Genomic DNA, 20,605 nt, shown 5'->3' with positions numbered 1-20,605 from the left:
TTTTATATAATTTTACCCTACTATGGTACCAAACACCATCCCCGTCAAGGTTGCCATAATTACAACCAGGGATACGTAGGCAAAGGTTTTCTTGAACCCCAGCACGCTGTTAATCACCAGCATATTGGGCAAACTCAAGGCCGGTCCCGCCAGGAGAAGGGCCAGGGCCGGCCCCTGCCCCATCCCGGAACCGATAAGTCCCTGGATTATCGGCACTTCCGTCAAAGTGGCAAAATACATAAAGGCGCCGACGATAGAAGCGGTAAAGTTGGCTAATAAACTGTTGCCCCCCACCACCATGGCCACATATTTGGCCGGAATAATACCGGTATCGACGCCAGGCCGCCCCATAAGGAAGCCGGCTACCAGCACGCCGCCGAAAAGGAGGGGCAGGATTTTAATGCTGAAATCCCACGTAGAATCCACCCAGGCTGACAGTTCTTCCCGCTTAAACCAGGCCTTTAAAATCACGGCCAGAGCTACCAGAAGAGCGATAACTAGATACCATTTGATGCTATATACCGCATACCAGAAGCCCGCTTGTTCTGCCGGCTTGCCCCAGGCGGCAAAGACAAGGATTAAGACCAGGACCAGGAAATACACAACAGTCTGCCCAAGCGTCCGTGGAGGTTCTCCTCCTTCCGGCATGAGCAGCCCCTTGGCCCTCTCCTGCTCTTCGCCCCTGAAGAGTAGCGCCATGATCAGGCCGATTATTACCGAAAACAGGACCGCACCCAGAGCCCTGGCCAGGCCGATCTGCCAGCCCAGCACCCGGGCCGAGAGGATAATGGCCAGGACGTTAATAGCCGGCCCGGAATACAGGAAAGCTATGGCCGGTCCCAGCCCGGCGCCGCGTTTATATATGCCCATGAACAAGGGTAAGACGGTACAGGAGCAGACGGCGAGGATTGCCCCCGATACGGCGCCCACACCATAGGCCGTAACTTTGGGGCTTTCCGGTCCCAGGTACTTCATAACCGCCTGTGAAGAAAGAAAATTGCTCATGGCCCCGGCGATAAAAAGGGCGGGCACCAGGCAGAACAGCACGTGTTCCCGCGCATACTCCTGCAGCATGTAGAAGGCTTCCAGGATAGCGCTCTGCATCCGGGGATGTTGGAAGGGCAGGAAATAGGCGGCCAAAAATACGGCGATAATCAATAATAATTTGGTCTGCTTGCTCATATAATACATCCCCTCTTATGTTATTCTATTAGTTTATTATAATTTAACTATATATTAGTTTAGAAGCAACTAATGGTTTTGTCAAGAAGGAACAAAAAAAGCGGGGAAGGGCTCATCGCCCATCTCCGCTTCTTAATGAGGAACTTTCTTATACTTTCTCCACTTTAACCCGCGTATCGTAGAAGGAGGCGCTGCCACCGATAGGATCGGTCAGGCAGGTGGTTTTCATCCGCATATCGAGGAGCATCACAGGATTGGGGCACAGGCCTCCTCTTCGCCGCGCGTCGCCCTTGACAACCCGGCCGTCGATAACGACGTCCCGGGCGCCGTAGGCCCAGTGGCCGTAATGCCAGGAAGCGGCAATGACACCTGGCCTTATACCCTCGATAAGTTTAACTTTGCCCTGCACCGCCTCCACACCGGCGGGGCCTAGGTCCAGCTTACCGTCCGGGTTGGTTCGGGAGATAAGCTTTACCAGGTCGCCGTCGCGCAGGCCCAGGCGGGCACCGTCGGAGCGGTGCATCAAGATAAAGTTTTCCGGTAAAAGGGCCACCTGTCCCCAGTAGTTGCCAATAGTCCGGGACTGCCCTCCGAAAATTTCTTTAAAGGTAATGAGCTGCAGGGGATAATCCGCATCCTTTACCGGCGTTCCGTCGCTGTTGCTAACCGGCTCCAACCGGGGCACGCCGCCGAATAGGCGGCCCGTAATGCTATCCCGCGTCGTTGCCACGGGCTCGACATAAAGGTTTATTAGTTTGCCGAAGGGATGCTCGACGTATTTGCCGGCAGAGCCAGTGCTCTCTTCAAAGCGGCCGCCGCGGTTGAGGACATAAACGGTTTTGCGCCAGCGGTCTTCGCCCACCGCCCGCCGCCAGGCGGCTTCATTAAATACGGCCGGCGGCAAATGGCGGCGTGCCGCTTTAAAAACTGCCAGTTCACGGTCGTCGGCGTCGGGGACTTCATCGCCGGGCTTGTCGCCGTAGGCCACGTTGGCCGCCGCCTTGAGATAATAATCTTCCGGTCTTTTAAAGTCCCAGCCAGGTGCGAAACCGTCTTTCCCGTAACCCGGCAACCCTAAAGCTTCCGCTATGGCCAGCATCACCGCCTCAACGGAGATCGGCATCTCCTCCCCGAAAACCTTTACCGTTTCCGGTATAGGGGCGGCGATGGGCTGGCGTAGTTTGGTGGTTTTGGTAGTCGTGGAGGGCGGAGCCCCCAGGAAGGCCCACCGCTCAAGATAGGTAATATCGGGGAAGATATAATCGGCATACATGGAAGTCTCGCCGATGACAATATCGTCGGCAATAAATAGCGGTATGCGCTCGGTATCGCATAATATTTTAATCTGTTCCGCCCCAGCCGGTGCCGCCAGAACCGGCGTGCCCATATGCAGCCAGAGGATTTTTATGGGATAAGGATACCCCGCCCCGGCCGCCGGGATTATTTCCTGGTATACGTCGGAAGTGAGGGGATACCAGAGCCTTTCCGCCGGAAAACCGTTAAACAAAGTGCTGCGGTCGTAATAAGCGCCTTCACGGGTGAGCTTGACACCCCAAGGAGTTATTTTACCGGTATGCATTTTGCTGAGGTCAAAGGGTTGCCCCGGCTTGCCCCCACCGGCGGCCCAGGAACCGCCGCCGGTAGTGAGGCCCCCGCGCCAGTCTACATTGCCGATAAGCAAATTGAGGATTATGATGGCTTGGGCCGTGTAATAGCCATTGGTATGCTGGACGGCGCCGCGATAGAAATCAATAGCGGCCTGCTTGCCGTAACTGGTAAATTCCCGGGCCAGGTCGATAATAGCCTGGACCGGAACCCCGGCCTCGGCAGCCAGTTCTTCTAGGGATTTGGAGGCGGCTTGTTCTTTAAGGATCGTCAAGGCCGATTTGACTTTCATGCCGTTAACCTCGGCGGTAACAAAGAGATCGCCTTCCACGGGATTGTCTTTGTCCTCGGGATCAACGGCTACCAGTTGACCGTTACGCGATACAACGAAGAGATTCTTACCCTTATCGCCGTTAACTAAACCGGCCTCATTGGCCCGCAGGAAGGCTCCCGGTTGGCCGTCTTGGTCGATTTTTACCAGCCAGGTGGCGTTGGTCCACGATTTTTCCCCGTCCTGTTCCGCAGCGGCCCGGTTGGCATTGGCCAAGGCTTTGCCGTCGTAACGCTCGTTGGCCAGAATCCACTGGATCATCCCCAGGGCCAGGGCCAGGTCTCCGCCCGGCTTGACGGGTATCCACCAATTGGCGTGGGCGGCCGTTTTGGAAAAACGCGGATCGACCACGGCTATCTTCAGGCCCTTTTCCGCCAAGGCCCGGGTTATTTGCTCGGCCATGGGCGTAGGGCCGAAGTTGGCCTCAAAGGCGCCGGTACCCCAGAAGATGACAAACCGCGACCAACGAAAATCGGGTTTCATGTGGTTCGGACCCGGCGACCACTTACCGTCGCTGTACTGGGCCGTAGCCCACTTGTAAGCGACGTGATGGCTCTGCTCGCAGATGGTGGTATGCTCGAACCAGTTAACCGAACCGAAGCTGTTGAGGACAAAACGCTTGGTCCAATTGCTGCGGCCAGGCTCAATACGGCCGGCCATGAAAACAAATTGATTGTTTTTCGGTCCCAGGTCCGGGTGATTGGGGTCAAGGAGGAGGTCGAGATTGGCGGCGTGTTTGGTTTTAAAATCAGCCAGGGACATTTCCTTCCCGGCCACCTTGGCCGCATCTTCGGCCAGGGTTTTAAAGACGGCAGCGTCTTTAGCCATAAAGACGTCCTTAAAGCCGGGAACGACGCGATCTTCGCCGATATCGGCGAATAGTTTACCACCGTTTACAATCTCTTTAACGGCCTGCTCAAAGGAAATCGTCTTCCATTTATTTGAACCGCGGGGGCCGTTACGTTTAAGCACTTTGACCAGGCGATAAGGATCATATAGGGTTTGGATGCCCGCCTGCCCCTTGGGACACAATTTGCCGTCGACTTTAGCCGCTGTTTCTGGTGGCGTGTTATAGGGAAGCTGGGGAAAACAATTAATAGGGCTATAGGGGTTACCGTCTATTTTGACAACAATGCCGTTGCTAATTTTTCCCTTAATAGTACACTGGGTATTGCACTGCAGGCAGACACCGTAAACCATGTTCTCGGCCTGGGCTAGGTCGTACTGGCTATCCCGGGTTCCCTTCGGGCCGGCCGCTGCACTCCCTTTCTGGCCGGCCATAGAAGGGGCCTCAGCCGCCAGCAAGGTTGCTCCGCCCAGCAAGGCTGAGGTTTTTAAAAATTCCCTGCGTCCGATTTTAAGGGTCATGGATTGCACCTCCTCTACGAGTATCGACGAGACAGATCAGCGCCTGTTTCCACGTGATGGGCCGGCGGGGTTACCGCGTTGTCCGGGCGACGGCTAAACGGCAGGTACTCTATTCCCAGCTTAAAGATAAATACACCCAGGGCCAGGACAAAAAGTACTACCAGCCATTCGTTCAAAGTGGGTACATAGGTATAAGCCAGCCCGGGCTCGCTATAGGCGGACGGCAGGGCTGTGAAAGGCGGCGCCAGCAGACCTGGTACAACGATGTTGTAGCGTACCCCCAGGAAACCCAGGGTGATCAAAAAGCCGGCCCAACCAGCGGTTTTAGCTGTGATATTGCCTCGTACCAGTAAGAACACCGGAATCAAGGCTCCCACCACCAGATGTACGACCCAGAAGATCCACCAGTTCGGACCGGTCAAGATGAGCTGGTACGGTAGGGCATGGGATGGGGAGAGGTAGTAGCTGCCCAGTAGCATTTCCGCCAGTTCAAAGAGGAGGTAAAAAACCAGGAGCCCGACAACAATCCGGGCCAGGAGGTTGATGGCCCGGCCGGTTTCCTTATCCTGCTGGTCGGGATTTACCACCACCACTACAAAGATAAGCAGGGCGGAACCGGAAGCCAGGGCGGCAACTAAAAACATAACCGGCAAAAGAGGATTGCTCCAGTAGGGCCTGGCTTGGACCACACCTAGCAAAGCGCCCAGGCCGCCGCTAAAGGCCAGCGCTACCAGCACGCCGGTGATAGCCAGGTAACGCCCCGGCCGCTTATCTCCAGGTATCTCTGCCGTCCCTGCGTCTGGTGCTGGTGCTGAATCGCCGCGACTGTCGAAATAAAGCTGGAGTATGAGGAGTAGTAAATAAATAGTATACAACCAGACCATCCAGGCCATGGGTGAGTGGGGATTGGGGCTAATAAAGATCCGCCAGGCCCGTCCCAGGTGTCCCAGGTCCAGGCCAATGGCGACTAGGGCAGCAAGTAAAGCCGACAGGGCCGCCACGAGACCCACCTGCCTGAACGGCTCCAGCTCTTTTACGCCGCAAATGTAAACCACGCTGGTGAGGAGGTAAACCCCGGCGGATAAACCACTGGCAAGCATATAGGTGGCCACTCCCAGTCCCCAGGGGACGGCGCTAGAATAACCTACCGCTTGTTCACCAAAAACCAGATACTGGTAAACCCCGATGGCGCCGACCAGCAAAGCTGCTATGGTAATTATCCAACTTATTTTTTTCATAACTTCACCTCTCGTCAGGTCAGGTAATAAACCTGGGGTTCCGTACCAAGTTCCTCTTTCAAACGCATTAAGCCTTCCCTGGCCAGCCATTCCCGCACCATGCTCCGGGGGTCGTTGAAGTCGCCAAAGCAGGTCGCGCCGCCCAGGCAAGTAGTGACACAGGCCGGTAGCTGGCCGGCTTGTAACCGGTGCAGACAAAAGGTGCACTTACGGGCGTTACCTATGGGTGAACGACCTTTCTGGCGCGGCCACTGCTTGCCATATTCCAGCGCCGGTTCGCTTTCGTAAGGTTCTAACAACGGCGTATCCTGGGTATAGAACCGGCCGGAGTCAAAGGAACGGGCGCCATAAGGGCAGGCCGCCAGGCAGTAACGGCAACCTATGCAACGGTTATAATCGATAGCTACAATACCGTCGGGCCTTTTATAGGTGGCTTTCACTGGACAGACGGTGACACAGGGCGGTTTTTCACAATGCATGCAGGGCCGGGGAAGAAACCGGCGCTGTACTTCAGGGTAGGTACCCCTTTCTTCCTCCATAACTGGCCGGTAGACGACCCCCGGTGGCAAGTGGTTTTCGGCCTTACAGGCTACCGTACAGGCCATGCAGCCGACACAGCGGCGCAAATCAATTACCATACCCCATTTCCGCTGCTCCACGGGCTTGCCCAGAGCCCTTTCCAGGTCCTGCTCCAGGCGGCGGATCCTGTTTTCCCAGTCGCCGTTAACCGGCCACTCTTTGACAGCCGTAGCCCGGGAATCGGAACCGGCCGCAGGTACGGCTGCTGTATCGCCAGCATAAGCGGGAGTCCTGGAAAGGGCCCCCAGGGTGACAGCTCCCAAAACCATACTCGTAGCCGTTTTAACGAGAAATTCCCTACGGCTTACCGGCTCCCGGATCTCCCTTCCTTCCTTGTCCACCATTGTGCCTCCTTTCCTCTTTTTTAGTTGGCAAAGACGTTACTGCGCCCTCTATCACAATTATTTCTTCTTTTCACCCAACGGCCAATCAGGGTTATCCCTGGAATTAAAAACGCCTAAGGTTTTTCCCTTAGGCATTCTTCCGTATAACGTATAACCCTTTATCCTTAATCCCGGGGTATCAATCCCTGCTGGAGGGCATAGCGGACAAGCTCCGCCCGGCTGGTTAAATTCAACTTCCGGCTAATATTCCCCTTGTGGCTTTCCACTGTTTTGACACTGAGGCCCAGGGCTTCGGCGATCTCTTGATTGGTATAACCCAGTGCTACCAGGCGCAATACCTCCGTCTCCCGCGAAGTTAAATGGGTATTCCTTTTTTCACTATTCTTATCCGGATGCCCCTTACCCTTAGCCCCCTTCTGCAGGGCATCAACTAAAAACCTGGCTACTAGAGGATGGATAAACACACCCCCCTGGGAAACCACCCTGATGCCGGTGATCAGGTCATTATCAGCAGCCCTTTTAATTATATAACCCGCCGCTCCCGCGGCCAGGGCCTTCTCAACATACTCGCAATCTTCGTGCATGGAGAGGACCAAAACCTTTACCAGCGGCATCTCGGCCGCAATCCGTTCTACCACCGTAAACCCGTTGCAGAAGGGCATACTGATATCCAGGAGCAGGATATCGGGCCGCAATTCCCGGGTTAATTTGAGGGCCTCATCCCCATCACCGGCCTCACCTACCACCTGCATATCGGTTTCAGCATTGATTAAATAACGCAGCCCGGCCCTAACGACGCTGTGATCATCGGCGATGACAATCCTGATTTTCCCGTTATACTCCATGCTTACACCTCCCCACCCTTCAGGCGGTTATAGGGATATCAACATAAATAGTTGTTCCCCGGGCAGGCGTGGATTCGATAATCACCTTTCCTCCCAGGAGGGCGGCCCGCTCGCGCATGCTAAAAAGCCCCAGCCCCTTTCTATAGGCGCTTGCTTCAGGATCAAAACCCCGGCCGTTATCCTCGACAATCAAACGCAAGGCCTCGCCGCGCGGTTCCAGGAGGATGCTGACTTCCGAGGCTTCAGCGTGTTTAATAACGTTATTCAGGGCTTCCTGGACAATGCGGTAAATGGCCAGCTCTGCTTTGGGCGGGAGGCGTTTCTCCACCTCCCTGGCAGCCAGATGAATTTTAAGGTTAAATTTATCGCTGTAATTGCGCGCTATTTGTTGCAGGGCGCCGGTAAGACCGAGCTCGTCAAAAACAACAGGCCGGAGTTCCAGGGCCAGGCATCGCAATCCGGCCATGGCCTCCCCTAAAGCGCCCCTGATTTCGGCCAGGGACCGGGCTACTTCCTTCTCCCCTTGTACTTTATCCTCCAGGGCTTTTAAACGTAAGAGAATAGCCGTCATGGTCCCTCCGGTATCATCGTGTAATTCCCGGGCGATACGCCGCCGCTCGGCTTCCTGGGCGGTAACTACCCTATCGAGAAGTTCGGAGCGTAAATTGCTCAGCTCTTCAATCTCGGCTCGCGAGCGGCGCAAGCTGTCGAGCATGCGGTTAAAGGAGGCGGCCAGGAAGCCGAATTCATCATGCCCGCTAACAGTTACAGTGGTGTCCAGGTTTCCCTGGGCCACCGCCCTGGTGGCCCCCACCAGTTCCCGGATCGGCCTGGTTAAAATGGTTGTTAACATATAGGCTAATACTATAAAAAGAATAGAAAAAATAGTAATCATTATCACAAAACGTGTTGTAGCGGCAAACACAGCCTGGCGCAAGCCCACTTCGGAAAGGCCGACATGGACCACCCCTAACTGGCCGCCGAAGACCGGTACAGCAGCGTCGTGAATTACCCCCTCATCCGTCAACAATAACTGCTGGCTTTCCTTTTTGCCCGGCGGTAGCTGATTATAAGCCAGCAGATCTACGGGGAAACCGCCGTTAAAGGTATGGGAGAGGACGCGGCCCCAGGAGTCCTGGATATAAATATAACGAATATCCCTCCCGCTGGCCTGCATATCAAGGAGCATCTGGTGCAGGCCATAAAGGTTGCCGGTGAGCACCAGCTCGCTACCCTGGGCGGCCACGGCCCTTGCTGTTGCCAGGGAACGCTGGTCCAATTGCTGTCCCAGGGAAGTTACCAGGACGGCCCTGGTCTGAAGGGCCATAGCCAGGCCCATAAAAATAATTATCGCCAGGACTAAAGCCAAAATTTTATGGCGAAAACTAAGTTTAGCTCCTATAACGCGAAGCTTTTCTCTTAAATCATGGCCGGAGTTCACGGATACCCCACCTTACGGGCTATTTCCCTTACCGGGTTATAGGCCTCGTCGTTGATAGGTATAAAGCGCTCTATTCCCAGTTCGTTCAAAATTTTACGCCCGTTTTCCTTCTTATCCATTTGCAAAAAAGCTTCCCGGACTTTCGCCTTCAGGGCCGGTTCCAGGCCCGGGCGCACCACCACGGGCGGGGAAGCAAAATCGTCGGAGCTCTGGATGATTTTAACTTTGGCCGCTATTTCCGGGTGCTTTTTGGCAAAGGCCTCATATACCAGGCTGTCAACGGCAGCTCCATCTACAATGCCGTCGGCCACCGCCCTGATGGACTTGTCATGGCTGTAGGTAAAAATATAACTCTGAAAGAAGGTTTCCGGTCTCTCACCCTTCTGCTGGATATAATAAAGGGGAACCAGGCGACCGCTCATGGACATGGGATCGGAAAAAGCGAAACGTCGGCCCTTCAGGCCCGCGAAATCCTGCACCGGGCTGGATTTAGGGACTATAATATAGGAGGCATACTTGGCCTGCCCGCCCACTTCGGAAGCAGCCACCAGTTCCATGCCGAAATCGCGCTGGCCTTTGACATAGGCATAGGTGCAAACAAAGGCTATATCGATGTCGCCGGAATTCATGAGGAGATTTACTTCAGCATAAGTTTGGCGGGTAATAAATTCAACCGGGTATCCAAGAAAATCCTCTAAGTATCTAGTGAGATCGGTATAAGCCTGATAACCCTCTTCCGGTGAAATCACCGGTGCCGCAGCAAGGCGTAAGGGGCGCTTTAATTCCCCCTCCAGAACAGAGCCGTTATAACTGGCCCCCGGATAATCGCTGCGCAAATCGTTGAGTTTGATTATCCCTTCACGGTTTGTTTTAGCGCATCCTGATAACAGTAATATGAGCAAAATAAACGCCAGGAATAAAATTAACTTTGACCGCCCGGTGGACATCAGGTACAGCCGCCCCCCGATGCAACTTTAAAACAATTATAGCATAATTAATAAATCTGTACCCCTCTCCCGTCGATAAATAATCATTTTCCCTGGACCGGCGGTTTTAACGCCGGACGGCCAGGGGTGGCAAATGTTAAGCCTGTTCCGGCGGGACAGTCTTGCCGCCATACCCCAGTATCCTGGTGGCGTTGAAGATAGCTGCCAGCGTGACGCCTACATCGGCAAAAACGGCTTCCCAGATGGTGGCCACGCCAAAGGCTCCCAGGACAAGAAAGAATCCCTTGACGCCCAGGGCCAGGGCCACGTTTTGCCTGACGATGCAGCTGGTATGCCTGGCTATTTCTATCGCCATGGGGAGTTTTAAGGGGGCGTCCTCCATGAGAACCACATCGGCGGCCTCGATGGCGGCATCGCTCCCCAGGCCGCCCATGGCCACCCCCACATCGGCCCTGGTGATGACCGGGGCGTCGTTGATGCCGTCACCCACGAAGGCGAGTTTCCGGCGCCGGTCAGGCAGAGCGGCCTGCAATTCCTCCACCTTCGCCACCTTGCCTTCCGGCAGGAGCTCGGCAAAGTAAGCGTCGACGCCCACTTCTTCAGCCACCCGGCGGGCCACCGCCTCCTCATCGCCGGTAAGCATCACTATTTTCTTTATACCCAGCTCCTTAAGCCTATTAATTGCCCCCCTGGCATCAGACTTCACCTCGTCGGAAATGACGATGTAGCCGGCAAAGGTGCCGTCAATGGCCACGTGGACGCCGGTGCCTGCCACATTGCAAACCTCATGTGCGATTCCTTCCCGGTGCATTAAACGATCGTTACCGGCCAGGACCCTTTTCCCGTCGACCACGGCGCTGATGCCGTGGCCGGGAATTTCCCGGTATTCACCGATCCTCTCGGGGTCAATCTCCTGGCCGTAGGCCGTCCGGATGGACTGGGCGATGGGATGGCTGGAGTAGACCTCGGCGGCGGCGGCAGCTGCCAGGAGTTCGTCTTCCTGAAAACCGTTGTATGGAACCACCTGCGTCACCCGGAAAACTCCTTTCGTCAGGGTACCGGTTTTATCAAAAACCACGGTATGCAGCCCGGTCAGGGCGTCCAGGAAGTTGGCGCCCTTGACCAGGATGCCCTGGCGCGAAGCCGCGCCGATGCCACCGAAGTATCCCAGGGGGATAGAAACTACCAGGGCGCAGGGGCAGGAGATGACGAGTAAAACCAGAGCCCGGTAGACCCATGTCGAGAAGGTAGCCCCGGGCAGGACCAAGGGCGGGATGATAGCCAGAGCCAGGGCTCCCAAGACCACTGCCGGGGTGTAGTAACGGGAAAAGGCAGTGATAAACTGCTCCGTCGGGGCTTTACGGGCCGCGGCGTTTTCTACCAGCTCCAGGATACGAGCCACAGAGGATTCGCCGAAGGGCCTCGTCACTTTGATGGTCAGGAGGCCCTGGCCGTTAATCATCCCGGCCAGGATTTTTTCACCCTTTTCCACTTTGCGGGGCACGGCTTCCCCCGTCAGGGCCGAGGTGTCGACAAAGGAAACGCCCTCCACCACCTCGCCGTCCAGGGGCACTCTCTCGCCCGGCTTGACAACAATAGTTTGACCCACCTCTACCTCCTCCGGCCGTACCTGTTTTGTTTCCCCTTTTAGCTTCAAGTTGGCGAACTCCGGCCTGATATCCAGCAGGGCGGCAATGGAACGGCGGGAGCGATTGACAGCCCGCTCCTGGAAATACTCACCTACAGCATAAAAGAGCATCACCGCTGCCGCCTCGGGTAGCTGGTGAATGGCAATGGCGCCAATAGTGGCAATGGTCATCAGGAAGTTTTCGTCAAAAAACTGGCCCCGGGTCAGATTGCGCACCGCTGTCGTGAGCACCCGCCAGCCTACCAGGAAGTAGGAGGACAAAAGAATCGTATACTCGGCCCACGCGTAAGGAGTGCGATGAAGCTGCTGGTTAAAAATAAACCCTATTGCCAGGAGAAGGCCTGCAACTAAGATGATATATAATTGAGACTCCGGCCTCTGGCTGGTAGTATCTACAATATTCACGCCGGGTTCGACCCGGGCGATGACCTCCCGGGCCGCCGGTAGCAGTTCCGGGGGCAGGTCTAAGCTCTGGTTGGCGAAGTTAACGGTAACTTGTTCTAAACCTTTTACTTTACGAAGTTCCCGCTCAATCCTGGCAGCGCAACTGGCGCAATCCAGTCCCTCCAGGGTGTAACGCATACCTTGGCCTCCTATCTCCCCTCAGCAAAGTGGGCCTGAGCCTCACGGATCAGGTTTAAGATGTGCTCATCATCCAGCGAATAATAGACCATCTTGCCGTCCCGGCGATACTTGACCAGGCGTAAAGCTTTCAGCAGGCGCAAGTGGTGGGAGACGGCAGGCAAACTCGTGTCCAGGAGCGCGGCCAGATCACACACGCAAAGTTCCTGGTGGGCCAGGAGATAGAGGATTTTGGTCCGGGTTTCGTCCCCGAGGACCTTGAAAATTTCCGATAAACCGGCTACATCCAGCACCCTGTCCTTCAGGTGCTCAAGGTGGCCGGAAGGACAGAAGGTGTCGCAGAGGTCATTATTAGGCAAGGATAATCACTCCAAACGATTAATCAATTGTTTAATTGTAATATATTTGTCTACTCCTTCAATGTCAAGCTCAGGAAGTTCAATTATCGCACTACGTTTTATAATTCTTGGAGAAAATAGAAAAGGAAGCTTATAGCTTCCCACGATACATATCTTTTGCGGTAGGTTCCGCACCAGGGGTTGCAGCCCGGTCTAACTTCCCTTCCTTTCATCTTTACCATGTCGCCCCTGCAGTTCCGCCATGGTGGTGACTATCTCCTGGGTTAAAATGCTGCCCACCAGGTCCAGAATCTGGAAGATTTCCGGGTGCTTGACCCGGTAAAGAACCTTTAACCCTTCTTTGCGGGAGACGACGATATCCTCCTTGCGCAGCACGGCCAGGTGCTGGGAGATATTCGGCTGCTCCAGTTCCAGGTTTTCTATAAACTCGCAGACACACTTCTCCCCCTGGCGCAGTTGTTCCAGGATCCTCACCCGGGTCGGGTGGGCCAGGGCTTTGAAAAATTCCGCCTTCAGGCTGTAGAGTCTCTCAGCCAAAGAATGTCCTCCTTATATGCGAATTTCTGCATATATTAGTTTATGCTTTAAAATCTGGATTGTCAAGGACCAGGCTCCAGCCGGGCGGTAAACGGGCTTCCGGCAATTTCCCGAAAATAAAGGCCTTATGGCCTGACCTTATAAAACGGTATTATGTCTCCCTAACCCGTCGCCACCTTACAGCCGCAGCGGTTAGACACAGTCATAATTAGGACAGCCTCGCCCCGGTCCGCCGCCACCCGGAAAAGCTGCCGGGCTGCCCGCCAGATGGCCTCCTCCTCACCGCGGATAATGGTGCTCATGGCATTGACCTCTACTTCCACCCCGCTCTGCTCCAGAGCCGCTACCGCTTCCTTGATTACCGGCGTATAGGCGGCCGTCCCCAAGGGGTAGAGGGACAACTGGCAGGCAAGCATCATTATGCATGAACCTCCCTTTTTAAATTTGGTACCAAATAAATAAAGTTAGCTATTCACATCTAAAATACCCACTGGCCTGTCCCGGCGGAAGTTCAGAAAGCCAAATATGCCGCCACAGCTACCGCCAGGAGGGCCGCTTCCGGGCCAACCATCATCCTGAGCACCTTGCGCAGGTCGGCCTTGAAGAAGTCCACAGTGAGGGCCAGGCAGAGGTGCATGGGAGTTAACATGTTCCCGGTAAAGCCGGCTACAAAAATGAATACCGCCAGGGGCAGGCTTATCTGCCCGCCCACGGCAGTCATGACAATGGGAAAGGCGATCCCGACATAAGCTACCGTCAAGCCGGTAAGCATTCCCACCAGGAAACTTATAAGGCCGAAAATCAAAAATTCGGGTACAGGCAGCATGGCCAGTAAAGAAGGCAGGCCATCGACCGCCCGGGTATCTACAAGTACCTCCTTGAAGAGCATTACCCCCCACACCAGCAGGAGGGTCTTTACGGCTATGGCCTCCCGGCACAGGTGCCAGAATTTTAACGGTGTATAACGGTGCCGCACCAGCAGGAAAAGGAGTACTACTCCCACCGCCAGGCCGACCTCCACGTGAAAAACCAGCACCAGGGCCACCACTACCAGTACCGGCAGGATGCTGAGGAAGAGTTCCCTGGCCAGGGTGCGGCGACCGGCCGGCAAGCCTTCCCTTCCTTCTCCCTCCGGCTCGATTTTTACTCGTCGCAGGGCTGGTATACCCAGTAAGATGACCAGCAAACCATAGGGAGCCAGGGCAGCAATCAGGTGGGGTAAAGGGATCCCGCTGAGGCGGGAGGCCAGCAGGACCCCGGGGTAAAGGGGAAGGAAGTACTCCCAGATATGACGGTAGTAGTAGTTAATAAAGCTCTTTTCTTCGGCGGCTATAGCAGTACGCGCCGCCGCCTGCCCCACCAGGGGAGCGGAAAACAGCGCGCCCCCTGCCGAAGGCATAAGGCCGATAAAGGCCGGCAACAGAGCCATCACTAGCCGCCGGTTGCGTATGAGGCCGCGCAGCCCTTGCAGCATCCTCTCCAGGTAACCCTGTTCTCCCAGGAGGTGTTCAAAAAGCATGATGAGAGCCAGGATAACCTCCAGCTCCAGGGTAGCGGGGCTTCTGGTGGCCTGCCAGGCCATGCCCAGGAAAGCAACGGGACCGGTATGGTAAAGGGCGGCCAGGAGGAGCGAGCTGCCAAGCATCACCGGTCCCAGGGGCGCCCGCCGCCCCAGGAGCACCATCATTATCCCGAACACCAGCAACAGCTTGAGTCCTTCCAACGACGTTCCCTTCTCTGTACTGTTAAGTTACCACTTATAATAATCACGCCGCAACAATAAATCAAGGGGTATTACTTCTAGAGAGCAGGAAATTCCGGGCACCTGTCAAGGGAAGAAACCCTCATGGATGGCGTCACCCCTGCCTGGCAGCCGGGATGGCGGAGTTTATCAGGGTGCCGGAAATTTTAAGAAAAAAGACGGGGCTGAGGCCCCATCTTTTCCTTCTACCTTCTCGCCAGGTTTACCTTTCGTTTGTGAGACTAGACACGACTATTACAGGCTATAAAGCGTGCAATGCTGCGATCATAAGTTCTTTCTATTTCCGGTGGAAAGAGACAGCCAGGCAGCTCTCCATATTTCCGGTGATAGGTTATACATTCGCAGCATTTACCTTTGCGGCTGCAGGGTTCATAGGTACAGGTGCACCTTTCCTTATTGGCTTGCAGATTGCACTGTGCCATTTTCTCACCCCTTACTGGCCCCAGCGTATGAAATTATGTTCAAAGTAAAGAAGGGGTTTTTTGTTGCTCTTCACATTGGCCGCCACCACCTGGCCGACAACAATGACATGATCGCCGCTCTGGTAGCGGCCGGAAACCTTACACTCCAGGTTGGCCAGGGCATCTTTGACCCCGGGGGTGGCAACCACCGCCGCCGGTTCGGTAGCAATACCAAGTTCCTTAATTTTATCCACGTTCCGCCCCGAATGGGTGCCGCAGAAGACAGCGATATTCTCCTGATCTTCGGCCAGGATGGAAAGGACAAACTCCCCGGCGGCATCCATCAGTTCCAGCACGTAACGATGGGGATGCAGGGCCACCATCACCTGGGGCGGGTCGGAGGATTCCTGGGTAAACCAGGCCACGGTGGTCAGGTCGTGTTTTTCCCCGTGTTTTACACCCACCAGGCCGCAAGGGCAGGCAATTTTGCTCAAGGCGCGGGTAATATCGCTGCTCACAACGTTTCAACTCCTTCCTGCAAAGGAAAAGTTTCCTGACGTTTATATTTTAGTTGAAAACATACTGTAAAGCAACTTTGCTGTACCCACTGCCACATTGACCCCCGCATCGGCGACACTTTTCCCGGGTCGAAAGAACACATTACCATGGCCGGTGCCCACCGCTCTCCGGCGGGTTAATTCCCTGCAGCGCGGCGATCTCTCCTGCCGTCAATTCCCGGTATTCCCCGGGTTTTAACTGTTCGTCCAGCACCAGCGGTCCCATGGCAATTCGCTTGAGATAGGTCACTTTCTTGCCTACCGCAGCAAACATTCGCTTTACCTGGTGATATTTTCCTTCATAAATGGTAAGTTCAACTTCCGAGTCCAATTCCTGGCGAAGAATCTTTAACTCAGCCGGCATGGTACAGTAACCGTCATCTAAGATTACCCCCCGGCGAAACGCTTCTACATCTGTTCCTGTAACCATCCCGTGTACCACAACATAATACGTTTTAGGTACATGTTTCCTGGGGGACAGAAGCCGGTGGGCCAGCCGGCCGTCATTGGTAAGTAATAGCAGTCCTTCGGTATCTTTATCCAACCGCCCGACAGGAAATGGATGAAAGGCACGGTACCGGGGAGGGAGCAGGTCAACTACTACTTTCGCGAATCTATCTCCCGTCGCGGACAGGACACCCTGCGGTTTATTCAGCATTAAATAAATGTACCGCCTGTACTCAAGGGGTTTACCGTTGACTAGGATATGATCCCGGCCGGGGATAACATGTAAACCCGGATCACCGGCCGGTTTGCCGTTGACCTGTACACTTTTTTCTTTTATCAGCTTCTTTATCTCTTTACGCGTGCCCAACCCCATGTGGGCCAGCAGTTTATCCAGGCGCTGCCGCTCTTTTACCGCCATTTTTCTTGCCTCACCACTGTTTCCTTACGCCAGCTATGCCAGTCGTCATGGCATGGTCAGCCTCTTGATAAGCATTGTCCCGTAGCTCCCCCGCGGCAGCTTGAAAAAGAGGCGCATTTTCTGCCTGCCGGGGTAAAGGTCATCGGGCTCCGCGGGCTGCAAACTAAAATCGCCGGGAAAAACTACGGCGTTCCTGGGCGTAGACTTAAAAAAGGCCTGCCGGACTTTACGCAGGTTGAAACTGCTGCCCTTGATGCCCCTTTCCTCCATAATAGCCGCAAAAAGCCGTTCCGTACGGGCATCGGGAAACTCCATGCGGCCGGCAGCCAGGGGTAAAGAAAGGGAACGCAAATAGGCCAATTCTTTCCTTTCCAGGCGCCGGTAAAAAAGATAAGCCCCGGCGGTGCCAGGTACGGCCGTAAGCTCAAGGCCCATATCCTGCAAAATCCTTCTCACCAACTCGTTAAAAAGAAAACTCTGGTAGGCCGAAAAAAGCAGGGAGAGCTCTTCGCGGGGTATCATCTGCAAAGCCTCTATGTAGGCCTTCGGTTTCCCGGCGAGCAAGGAAAATATTTTATTTTCCATGGTGGTTTTGGCACGCGTCAGGCACGTCGCCCAGTCTCCCCAGTGCTCGCGGAAAAAGAGCTTGCGCTCCCTGGCTTCTTTTTTTTCTTCCGGGTAAATACCGGTAAGGTAAATCTGCAGGCTGCCGTTATAGTGCCTTTTCAGCAGCCTTTCAGCCATGAAACCCATCTGGCGGTCCATGCTACCAAAACGCTGGTCGTCATAGTAATTGGGGTAGCCGAAACCCCGCACCTCATCAACCCGGCGGGTAATGCGGGATACCTCTGCCGCGCCGAGGGCGCGGAGGGTGATGGCAAACTCGTTTCCCTCCAGGAGGTCGGGCCCCATGGGCCGGTCCATATAGCCAATGCTCCGCAGGGAAAAATTTTTTTCCGCAGTGGTTAAATCAGCAGCATGCTTCACCGTGACGTACTGAAAGGTATGGGCGTGCCTGTCCTTCAATCCCCCGTAAGCAAAAAGGCGGTAGGGAAGGTTATGGGCCTTTGCCAGCCGCATTAAAAGATCAATGGTATTCCATCCCTTCTTTTCCACAAGGTACAGCCGGTAAGGACCCTTTTGCCGGACAGGCAGGCGGGCCAGCTCCCGGACCACGAAATCCTCGGGGATCACCTTTAATTTCATTGCCTTGCTCCTTATGCCTGTTTATCGCCTCCCTAAATATGTACCACAATCCCTGCCGCTTTGCAAATGTGCCGGCTCGAAAACAAAAGCCGGGGCACCATCATGCCCGGCCCGGTATCTGGAAGCACCAGGTGAATATCATTTATAAAGCTGGTTAATGTATTTGCCGCCGCCTGGCTTCGGCTTCGCGCCGCAGGCGCGCTAGCACGGTAGCGAGTCGGAGCTCGCTCTTGCGCTCCTTCATGCCGTCCGCCAGGCGGCTGGCGGCGTCTATAGCCGCCCGGATTAGGATGCGCGGCGCCAGAAAGCTAACCGTGCCGCTCACGACGGGCACCCGGCAGTCGAAAAGCAGATATTCGGCAATGGGCTTTAAAGTTTCCGCCGACAAACCGGCAATAAGCAACTTTTCGCGCGTCTCGCTCTGAGCTTCGACTTCGCGCAGGACGGTAAAAAAAGATGCATCCGCTCCGCACGGACGGGCCTTAACTTCAAGGAGGTCCCGGATAACCAGATAGTCGAGGATCTCCTGGGCCCGGGCGGCGCGGATGTTTTCCTGTTCAATCCTCTCAGCCGCCAGATAGTGCTCAAATTCTTTCCGGGCCAACTGAGCGAGCTTTTCCCGCAGCGGTTCAACCTCCTCCGTCCCCAGGGTCTCCCCTTCCGCGAGCTGCAGGTTTTCTAAATCCCTCCATGATAGGATAAGACGGACCACGCGGCTGTCTCCTGCTTCCCGGCAGGCCGCAGCATAGCCCACCACTTCAACGCCATCCATCCCGGGAACGGGCACGGCCAGCCGCCGGACACACCGGGGAAGCCCGAAACTGTTCATGTGTTCTAAAACGCGCTCAAAAAACGGATCGCCATACGAGGCAAAATGAACGCGCCTGCCGTCCCCGGCCAGTCCCTGCTCGTAAAGCTCCCTGGAAACGGTTAAGACTGCACCCTCCGGTACGCCTTCGATCCCGGCTACGGTCAGCACAGGCTTACCGTCCTCATCCCCGACGGCACACCCCAGGCGGCGCAGGTACGGCGAACCCTGCAGGGCCTCCCAGATGGCCGCCAGGTTTACCGGCGACGGCCGCCGTTCAGCTAACCGGTCCAGCCGCATGTAAATCTCATAAAGTTCCTGCGGGTTTATCTCCATGCTCTCCGTACGCCGGCGCTGTTCCTTAAGCTTCTCGAATGCGCGCGCCTCCAGCTCCTTTTCGGTCAGCGTGCCCTCGGCCAGCTGGCGAAAATCCTCCGGTTCCACCGGCAGCAGGGAAACCTGCTGGGTGCCGACGATAAGGTTGGCCTGCGCCAGGCGCGAGAGCAGCCGCCCGTATACAATCTCCTCGGCGCTGCCGGTATAACAGAGATTAAGGACATAAACATCCCGGTGCTTCTGACCGATGCGGTCAATCCGCCCGATCCTGGCCGTCCAGCAGACGGCCCATAATATCATAATACTGCAGTGTCAGGGACGGGTCGTACTGAAAGGCGCCCACCCGATTGGTCAGGGCCAGGAGGTCGCATACTTCCACCGGATGGATCTGCATCGGGGTGGCCGTGGCCAGCCACAGGGCGCGTGCCCTGGGGCGCAGGTAATCCCTGGCAGCTTTATAGAGATTACCATAGTCCGGGTGCACCCCGCAGCCAGCTGCAGGATTATGCCGCCGCAGGGCATGAGCTTCATCCACCAGGGCAATATCGAAGGGTTTTCGATACGCTGGCGTGCTTCTTGTATCTGGACACCTCGATTTGCAAAACTTCCCCCAGGGTCAGGCGCAGGCCCTGTGTCGGTGATGGCCCTTGACAAGCTGATATTTTTCTTTATGCAACTCTAGTGATATATTTTTGTAGATGATTTTAAGGATAACAAGGATAGCACAATTTAAGCATAAAAAATTAAAACTATGGTGTAGATCCTCACATTAATTCATCCCAAAATAATTCCATGGTCGCAAATTGAACAATCTGCATCTAAAGTTAATACCAGGAGAGTATGAGAATCCTATTTCACTTTACGCCAGTATTCAAACTATAGATGGGTTTAGTCCATCTTCTGGAAGGCGTGCTGCTTGGGGGCGAATAGAGTAGAATATTGGCTGGGAGGGTTTACCATGCAGCTGATATTCTACACCACCGTGTCGCCCGAAGAGTACAGCCGCCAGGGTAAAGATTTCCCCTTTCCGGAACCCGATTGCTGCCCCCATTGCCGGATAAAGATACCGCCCCGAAAACACGGGTTCTTTCACCGCAACGTTATTACCGCTGATTTCAGCGGCCGCATCTTAATCCGGCGTTACTACTGCCAATACTGCCACTCTACCATTTCTTACTTGCCTTCCTTTTGCCTGCCCTATTTTCAGTATTGTGTTGATTTGATTTTTACCGGCCTCAGGCTTATGCTGGAGTTCAATTTCTCCCTGCGAGGTTGCCTTAAGTTTCTAAAAGGGCGCTACCCAAAGCTCTACTGGGACATCTCACACTTACAGTTTTACCTGCGCCGTTTTCTGGCCAATTTGAAATTTATCAAATTAGCCTTACGCCAATTCATGCCCCGGGTTCGGCTGCCGGAGGAAATACCCGCCAAAAAGGAAGGAGCCCAAAAGGTACTCCGCCTCATTACCACTGGATTTGCCCACATCCAGTCCTTCAGTACCAGGTTTTACGAGGCTTGGGGGTACGCTTTTATGGCTCCTTTGCGTAATATTTTAGCATAACCGGAGCTCTTCTGGTACCCCTGGAGGTGAAAAATGGCAGCAACAAAACTTTTGTCTGGGGACCGGCTATCAGAGAATGGTATCATGATACTCAAGGGCGCCT

The 20,605-nt window shown here is 54.9% G+C and carries 19 protein-coding genes; 1 reads left to right on the top strand and 18 read right to left on the bottom strand.

Annotation, left to right across the window (positions count from 1 at the left end):
• Window positions 1-12 precede the first annotated feature (12 nt).
• The 18 genes from FLZ89_RS08305 to FLZ89_RS08220 form a co-directional block, all read right to left on the bottom strand.
• Window positions 13-1,182, bottom strand: a complete 1,170-nt coding sequence (locus FLZ89_RS08305; protein WP_141304777.1) for a permease — start codon at window positions 1,180-1,182, stop codon at window positions 13-15.
• 148 nt (window positions 1,183-1,330) lie between these two features.
• Window positions 1,331-4,486 (bottom strand): molybdopterin-dependent oxidoreductase, encoded by a 3,156-nt coding sequence (locus FLZ89_RS08300; protein ID WP_141304776.1) that lies wholly within the window; start codon window positions 4,484-4,486, stop codon window positions 1,331-1,333.
• 14 nt (window positions 4,487-4,500) lie between these two features.
• Window positions 4,501-5,724 carry an NrfD/PsrC family molybdoenzyme membrane anchor subunit gene (gene nrfD / locus FLZ89_RS08295; RefSeq protein WP_172613513.1) on the bottom strand — a complete coding sequence of 408 codons (1,224 nt, stop codon included), beginning with the start codon at window positions 5,722-5,724 and terminating at the stop codon, window positions 4,501-4,503.
• Between the two features lie 14 nt (window positions 5,725-5,738).
• On the bottom strand, window positions 5,739-6,647 hold the full coding sequence (locus FLZ89_RS08290) for a 4Fe-4S dicluster domain-containing protein (protein ID WP_141304774.1): 909 nt from the start codon (window positions 6,645-6,647) through the stop codon (window positions 5,739-5,741).
• 164 nt (window positions 6,648-6,811) lie between these two features.
• Complete coding sequence (locus FLZ89_RS08285) at window positions 6,812-7,492, bottom strand: response regulator transcription factor (protein ID WP_141304773.1); 681 nt, start codon at window positions 7,490-7,492, stop codon at window positions 6,812-6,814.
• A gap of 19 nt (window positions 7,493-7,511) precedes the next feature.
• Window positions 7,512-8,933, bottom strand: coding sequence for a HAMP domain-containing sensor histidine kinase (locus tag FLZ89_RS08280; RefSeq protein WP_141304772.1), 1,422 nt, complete (start codon window positions 8,931-8,933; stop codon window positions 7,512-7,514).
• Window positions 8,930-9,880, bottom strand: coding sequence for a phosphate/phosphite/phosphonate ABC transporter substrate-binding protein (phnD, locus tag FLZ89_RS08275; RefSeq protein ID WP_141304771.1), 951 nt, complete (start codon window positions 9,878-9,880; stop codon window positions 8,930-8,932). Before phnD ends, FLZ89_RS08280 begins: the two co-directional genes overlap by 4 nt.
• A 136-nt stretch (window positions 9,881-10,016) precedes the next feature.
• Window positions 10,017-12,110: a heavy metal translocating P-type ATPase gene (locus FLZ89_RS08270; protein WP_141304770.1), complete on the bottom strand. Its 2,094-nt coding sequence runs from the start codon at window positions 12,108-12,110 to the stop codon at window positions 10,017-10,019.
• An 11-nt stretch (window positions 12,111-12,121) separates the two neighbouring features.
• On the bottom strand, window positions 12,122-12,469 hold the full coding sequence (locus FLZ89_RS08265; protein WP_141304769.1) for an ArsR/SmtB family transcription factor: 348 nt from the start codon (window positions 12,467-12,469) through the stop codon (window positions 12,122-12,124).
• A gap of 192 nt (window positions 12,470-12,661) precedes the next feature.
• Window positions 12,662-13,006, bottom strand: coding sequence for an ArsR/SmtB family transcription factor (locus tag FLZ89_RS08260; RefSeq protein WP_172613511.1), 345 nt, complete (start codon window positions 13,004-13,006; stop codon window positions 12,662-12,664).
• Window positions 13,007-13,167: 161 nt separating this feature from the next.
• Entirely contained in the window at window positions 13,168-13,425 is a 258-nt protein-coding gene (locus FLZ89_RS08255) for a YkoF family thiamine/hydroxymethylpyrimidine-binding protein (RefSeq protein WP_172613510.1), read from the bottom strand.
• A 92-nt stretch (window positions 13,426-13,517) separates the two neighbouring features.
• Window positions 13,518-14,729 carry a DUF401 family protein gene (locus tag FLZ89_RS08250; RefSeq protein ID WP_141304768.1) on the bottom strand — a complete coding sequence of 404 codons (1,212 nt, stop codon included), beginning with the start codon at window positions 14,727-14,729 and terminating at the stop codon, window positions 13,518-13,520.
• Window positions 14,730-14,989: 260 nt separating this feature from the next.
• Complete coding sequence (locus FLZ89_RS16155) at window positions 14,990-15,190, bottom strand: DUF6485 family protein (protein ID WP_141304767.1); 201 nt, start codon at window positions 15,188-15,190, stop codon at window positions 14,990-14,992.
• A gap of 11 nt (window positions 15,191-15,201) precedes the next feature.
• Window positions 15,202-15,687, bottom strand: coding sequence for a flavin reductase family protein (locus FLZ89_RS08240; protein ID WP_141304766.1), 486 nt, complete (start codon window positions 15,685-15,687; stop codon window positions 15,202-15,204).
• Between the two features lie 142 nt (window positions 15,688-15,829).
• Window positions 15,830-16,591, bottom strand: coding sequence for a pseudouridine synthase (locus FLZ89_RS08235; RefSeq protein ID WP_141304765.1), 762 nt, complete (start codon window positions 16,589-16,591; stop codon window positions 15,830-15,832).
• Window positions 16,592-16,636: 45 nt separating this feature from the next.
• A complete protein-coding gene (gene truD / locus FLZ89_RS08230; protein ID WP_141304764.1) occupies window positions 16,637-17,797 on the bottom strand; it encodes a tRNA pseudouridine(13) synthase TruD in 1,161 nt (386 codons plus the stop codon).
• Between the two features lie 154 nt (window positions 17,798-17,951).
• Window positions 17,952-19,241 carry a hypothetical protein gene (locus FLZ89_RS08225; protein ID WP_141304763.1) on the bottom strand — a complete coding sequence of 430 codons (1,290 nt, stop codon included), beginning with the start codon at window positions 19,239-19,241 and terminating at the stop codon, window positions 17,952-17,954.
• On the bottom strand, window positions 19,195-19,476 hold the full coding sequence (locus FLZ89_RS08220; protein WP_141304762.1) for a DEAD/DEAH box helicase: 282 nt from the start codon (window positions 19,474-19,476) through the stop codon (window positions 19,195-19,197). The genes FLZ89_RS08225 and FLZ89_RS08220 overlap by 47 nt, the downstream gene beginning before the upstream one ends.
• Window positions 19,477-19,899: 423 nt before the next feature.
• Between FLZ89_RS08220 and FLZ89_RS08215 the strand changes: the two genes are divergently transcribed.
• The gene (locus tag FLZ89_RS08215; protein WP_141264861.1) at window positions 19,900-20,502 is read left to right on the top strand and encodes a DUF6431 domain-containing protein; all 603 of its coding nucleotides are present in this window, start codon (window positions 19,900-19,902) and stop codon (window positions 20,500-20,502) included.
• The last annotated feature ends 103 nt before the right edge of the window (window positions 20,503-20,605 follow it).

The organism is Moorella sp. E306M (assembly GCF_006538385.1).
GTDB lineage: Bacteria > Bacillota > DSM-521 > Neomoorellales > Neomoorellaceae > Neomoorella.
The sequence above is the reverse complement of the archived record's forward strand: the minus strand, read 5'-3'. Positions and strand labels throughout refer to the sequence as shown.

Excerpts from the sequence above, each read along its gene's own strand:
- FLZ89_RS08305 (WP_141304777.1), bottom strand. The coding sequence starts at position 1,182 with ATGAGCAAGCAGACCAAATTATTATTGATTATCGCCGTATTTTTGGCC.
- FLZ89_RS08300 (WP_141304776.1), bottom strand. The coding sequence starts at position 4,486 with ATGACCCTTAAAATCGGACGCAGGGAATTTTTAAAAACCTCAGCCTTG.
- nrfD (WP_172613513.1), bottom strand. The coding sequence starts at position 5,724 with ATGAAAAAAATAAGTTGGATAATTACCATAGCAGCTTTGCTGGTCGGC.
- FLZ89_RS08290 (WP_141304774.1), bottom strand. The coding sequence starts at position 6,647 with ATGGTGGACAAGGAAGGAAGGGAGATCCGGGAGCCGGTAAGCCGTAGG.
- FLZ89_RS08285 (WP_141304773.1), bottom strand. The coding sequence starts at position 7,492 with ATGGAGTATAACGGGAAAATCAGGATTGTCATCGCCGATGATCACAGC.
- phnD (WP_141304771.1), bottom strand. The coding sequence starts at position 9,880 with ATGTCCACCGGGCGGTCAAAGTTAATTTTATTCCTGGCGTTTATTTTG.
- FLZ89_RS08270 (WP_141304770.1), bottom strand. The coding sequence starts at position 12,110 with ATGCGTTACACCCTGGAGGGACTGGATTGCGCCAGTTGCGCTGCCAGG.
- FLZ89_RS08255 (WP_172613510.1), bottom strand. The coding sequence starts at position 13,425 with ATGATGCTTGCCTGCCAGTTGTCCCTCTACCCCTTGGGGACGGCCGCC.
- FLZ89_RS16155 (WP_141304767.1), bottom strand. The coding sequence starts at position 15,190 with ATGGCACAGTGCAATCTGCAAGCCAATAAGGAAAGGTGCACCTGTACC.
- FLZ89_RS08235 (WP_141304765.1), bottom strand. The coding sequence starts at position 16,591 with ATGGCGGTAAAAGAGCGGCAGCGCCTGGATAAACTGCTGGCCCACATG.
- truD (WP_141304764.1), bottom strand. The coding sequence starts at position 17,797 with ATGAAATTAAAGGTGATCCCCGAGGATTTCGTGGTCCGGGAGCTGGCC.
- FLZ89_RS08225 (WP_141304763.1), bottom strand. The coding sequence starts at position 19,241 with ATGATATTATGGGCCGTCTGCTGGACGGCCAGGATCGGGCGGATTGAC.
- FLZ89_RS08215 (WP_141264861.1), top strand. The coding sequence starts at position 19,900 with ATGCAGCTGATATTCTACACCACCGTGTCGCCCGAAGAGTACAGCCGC.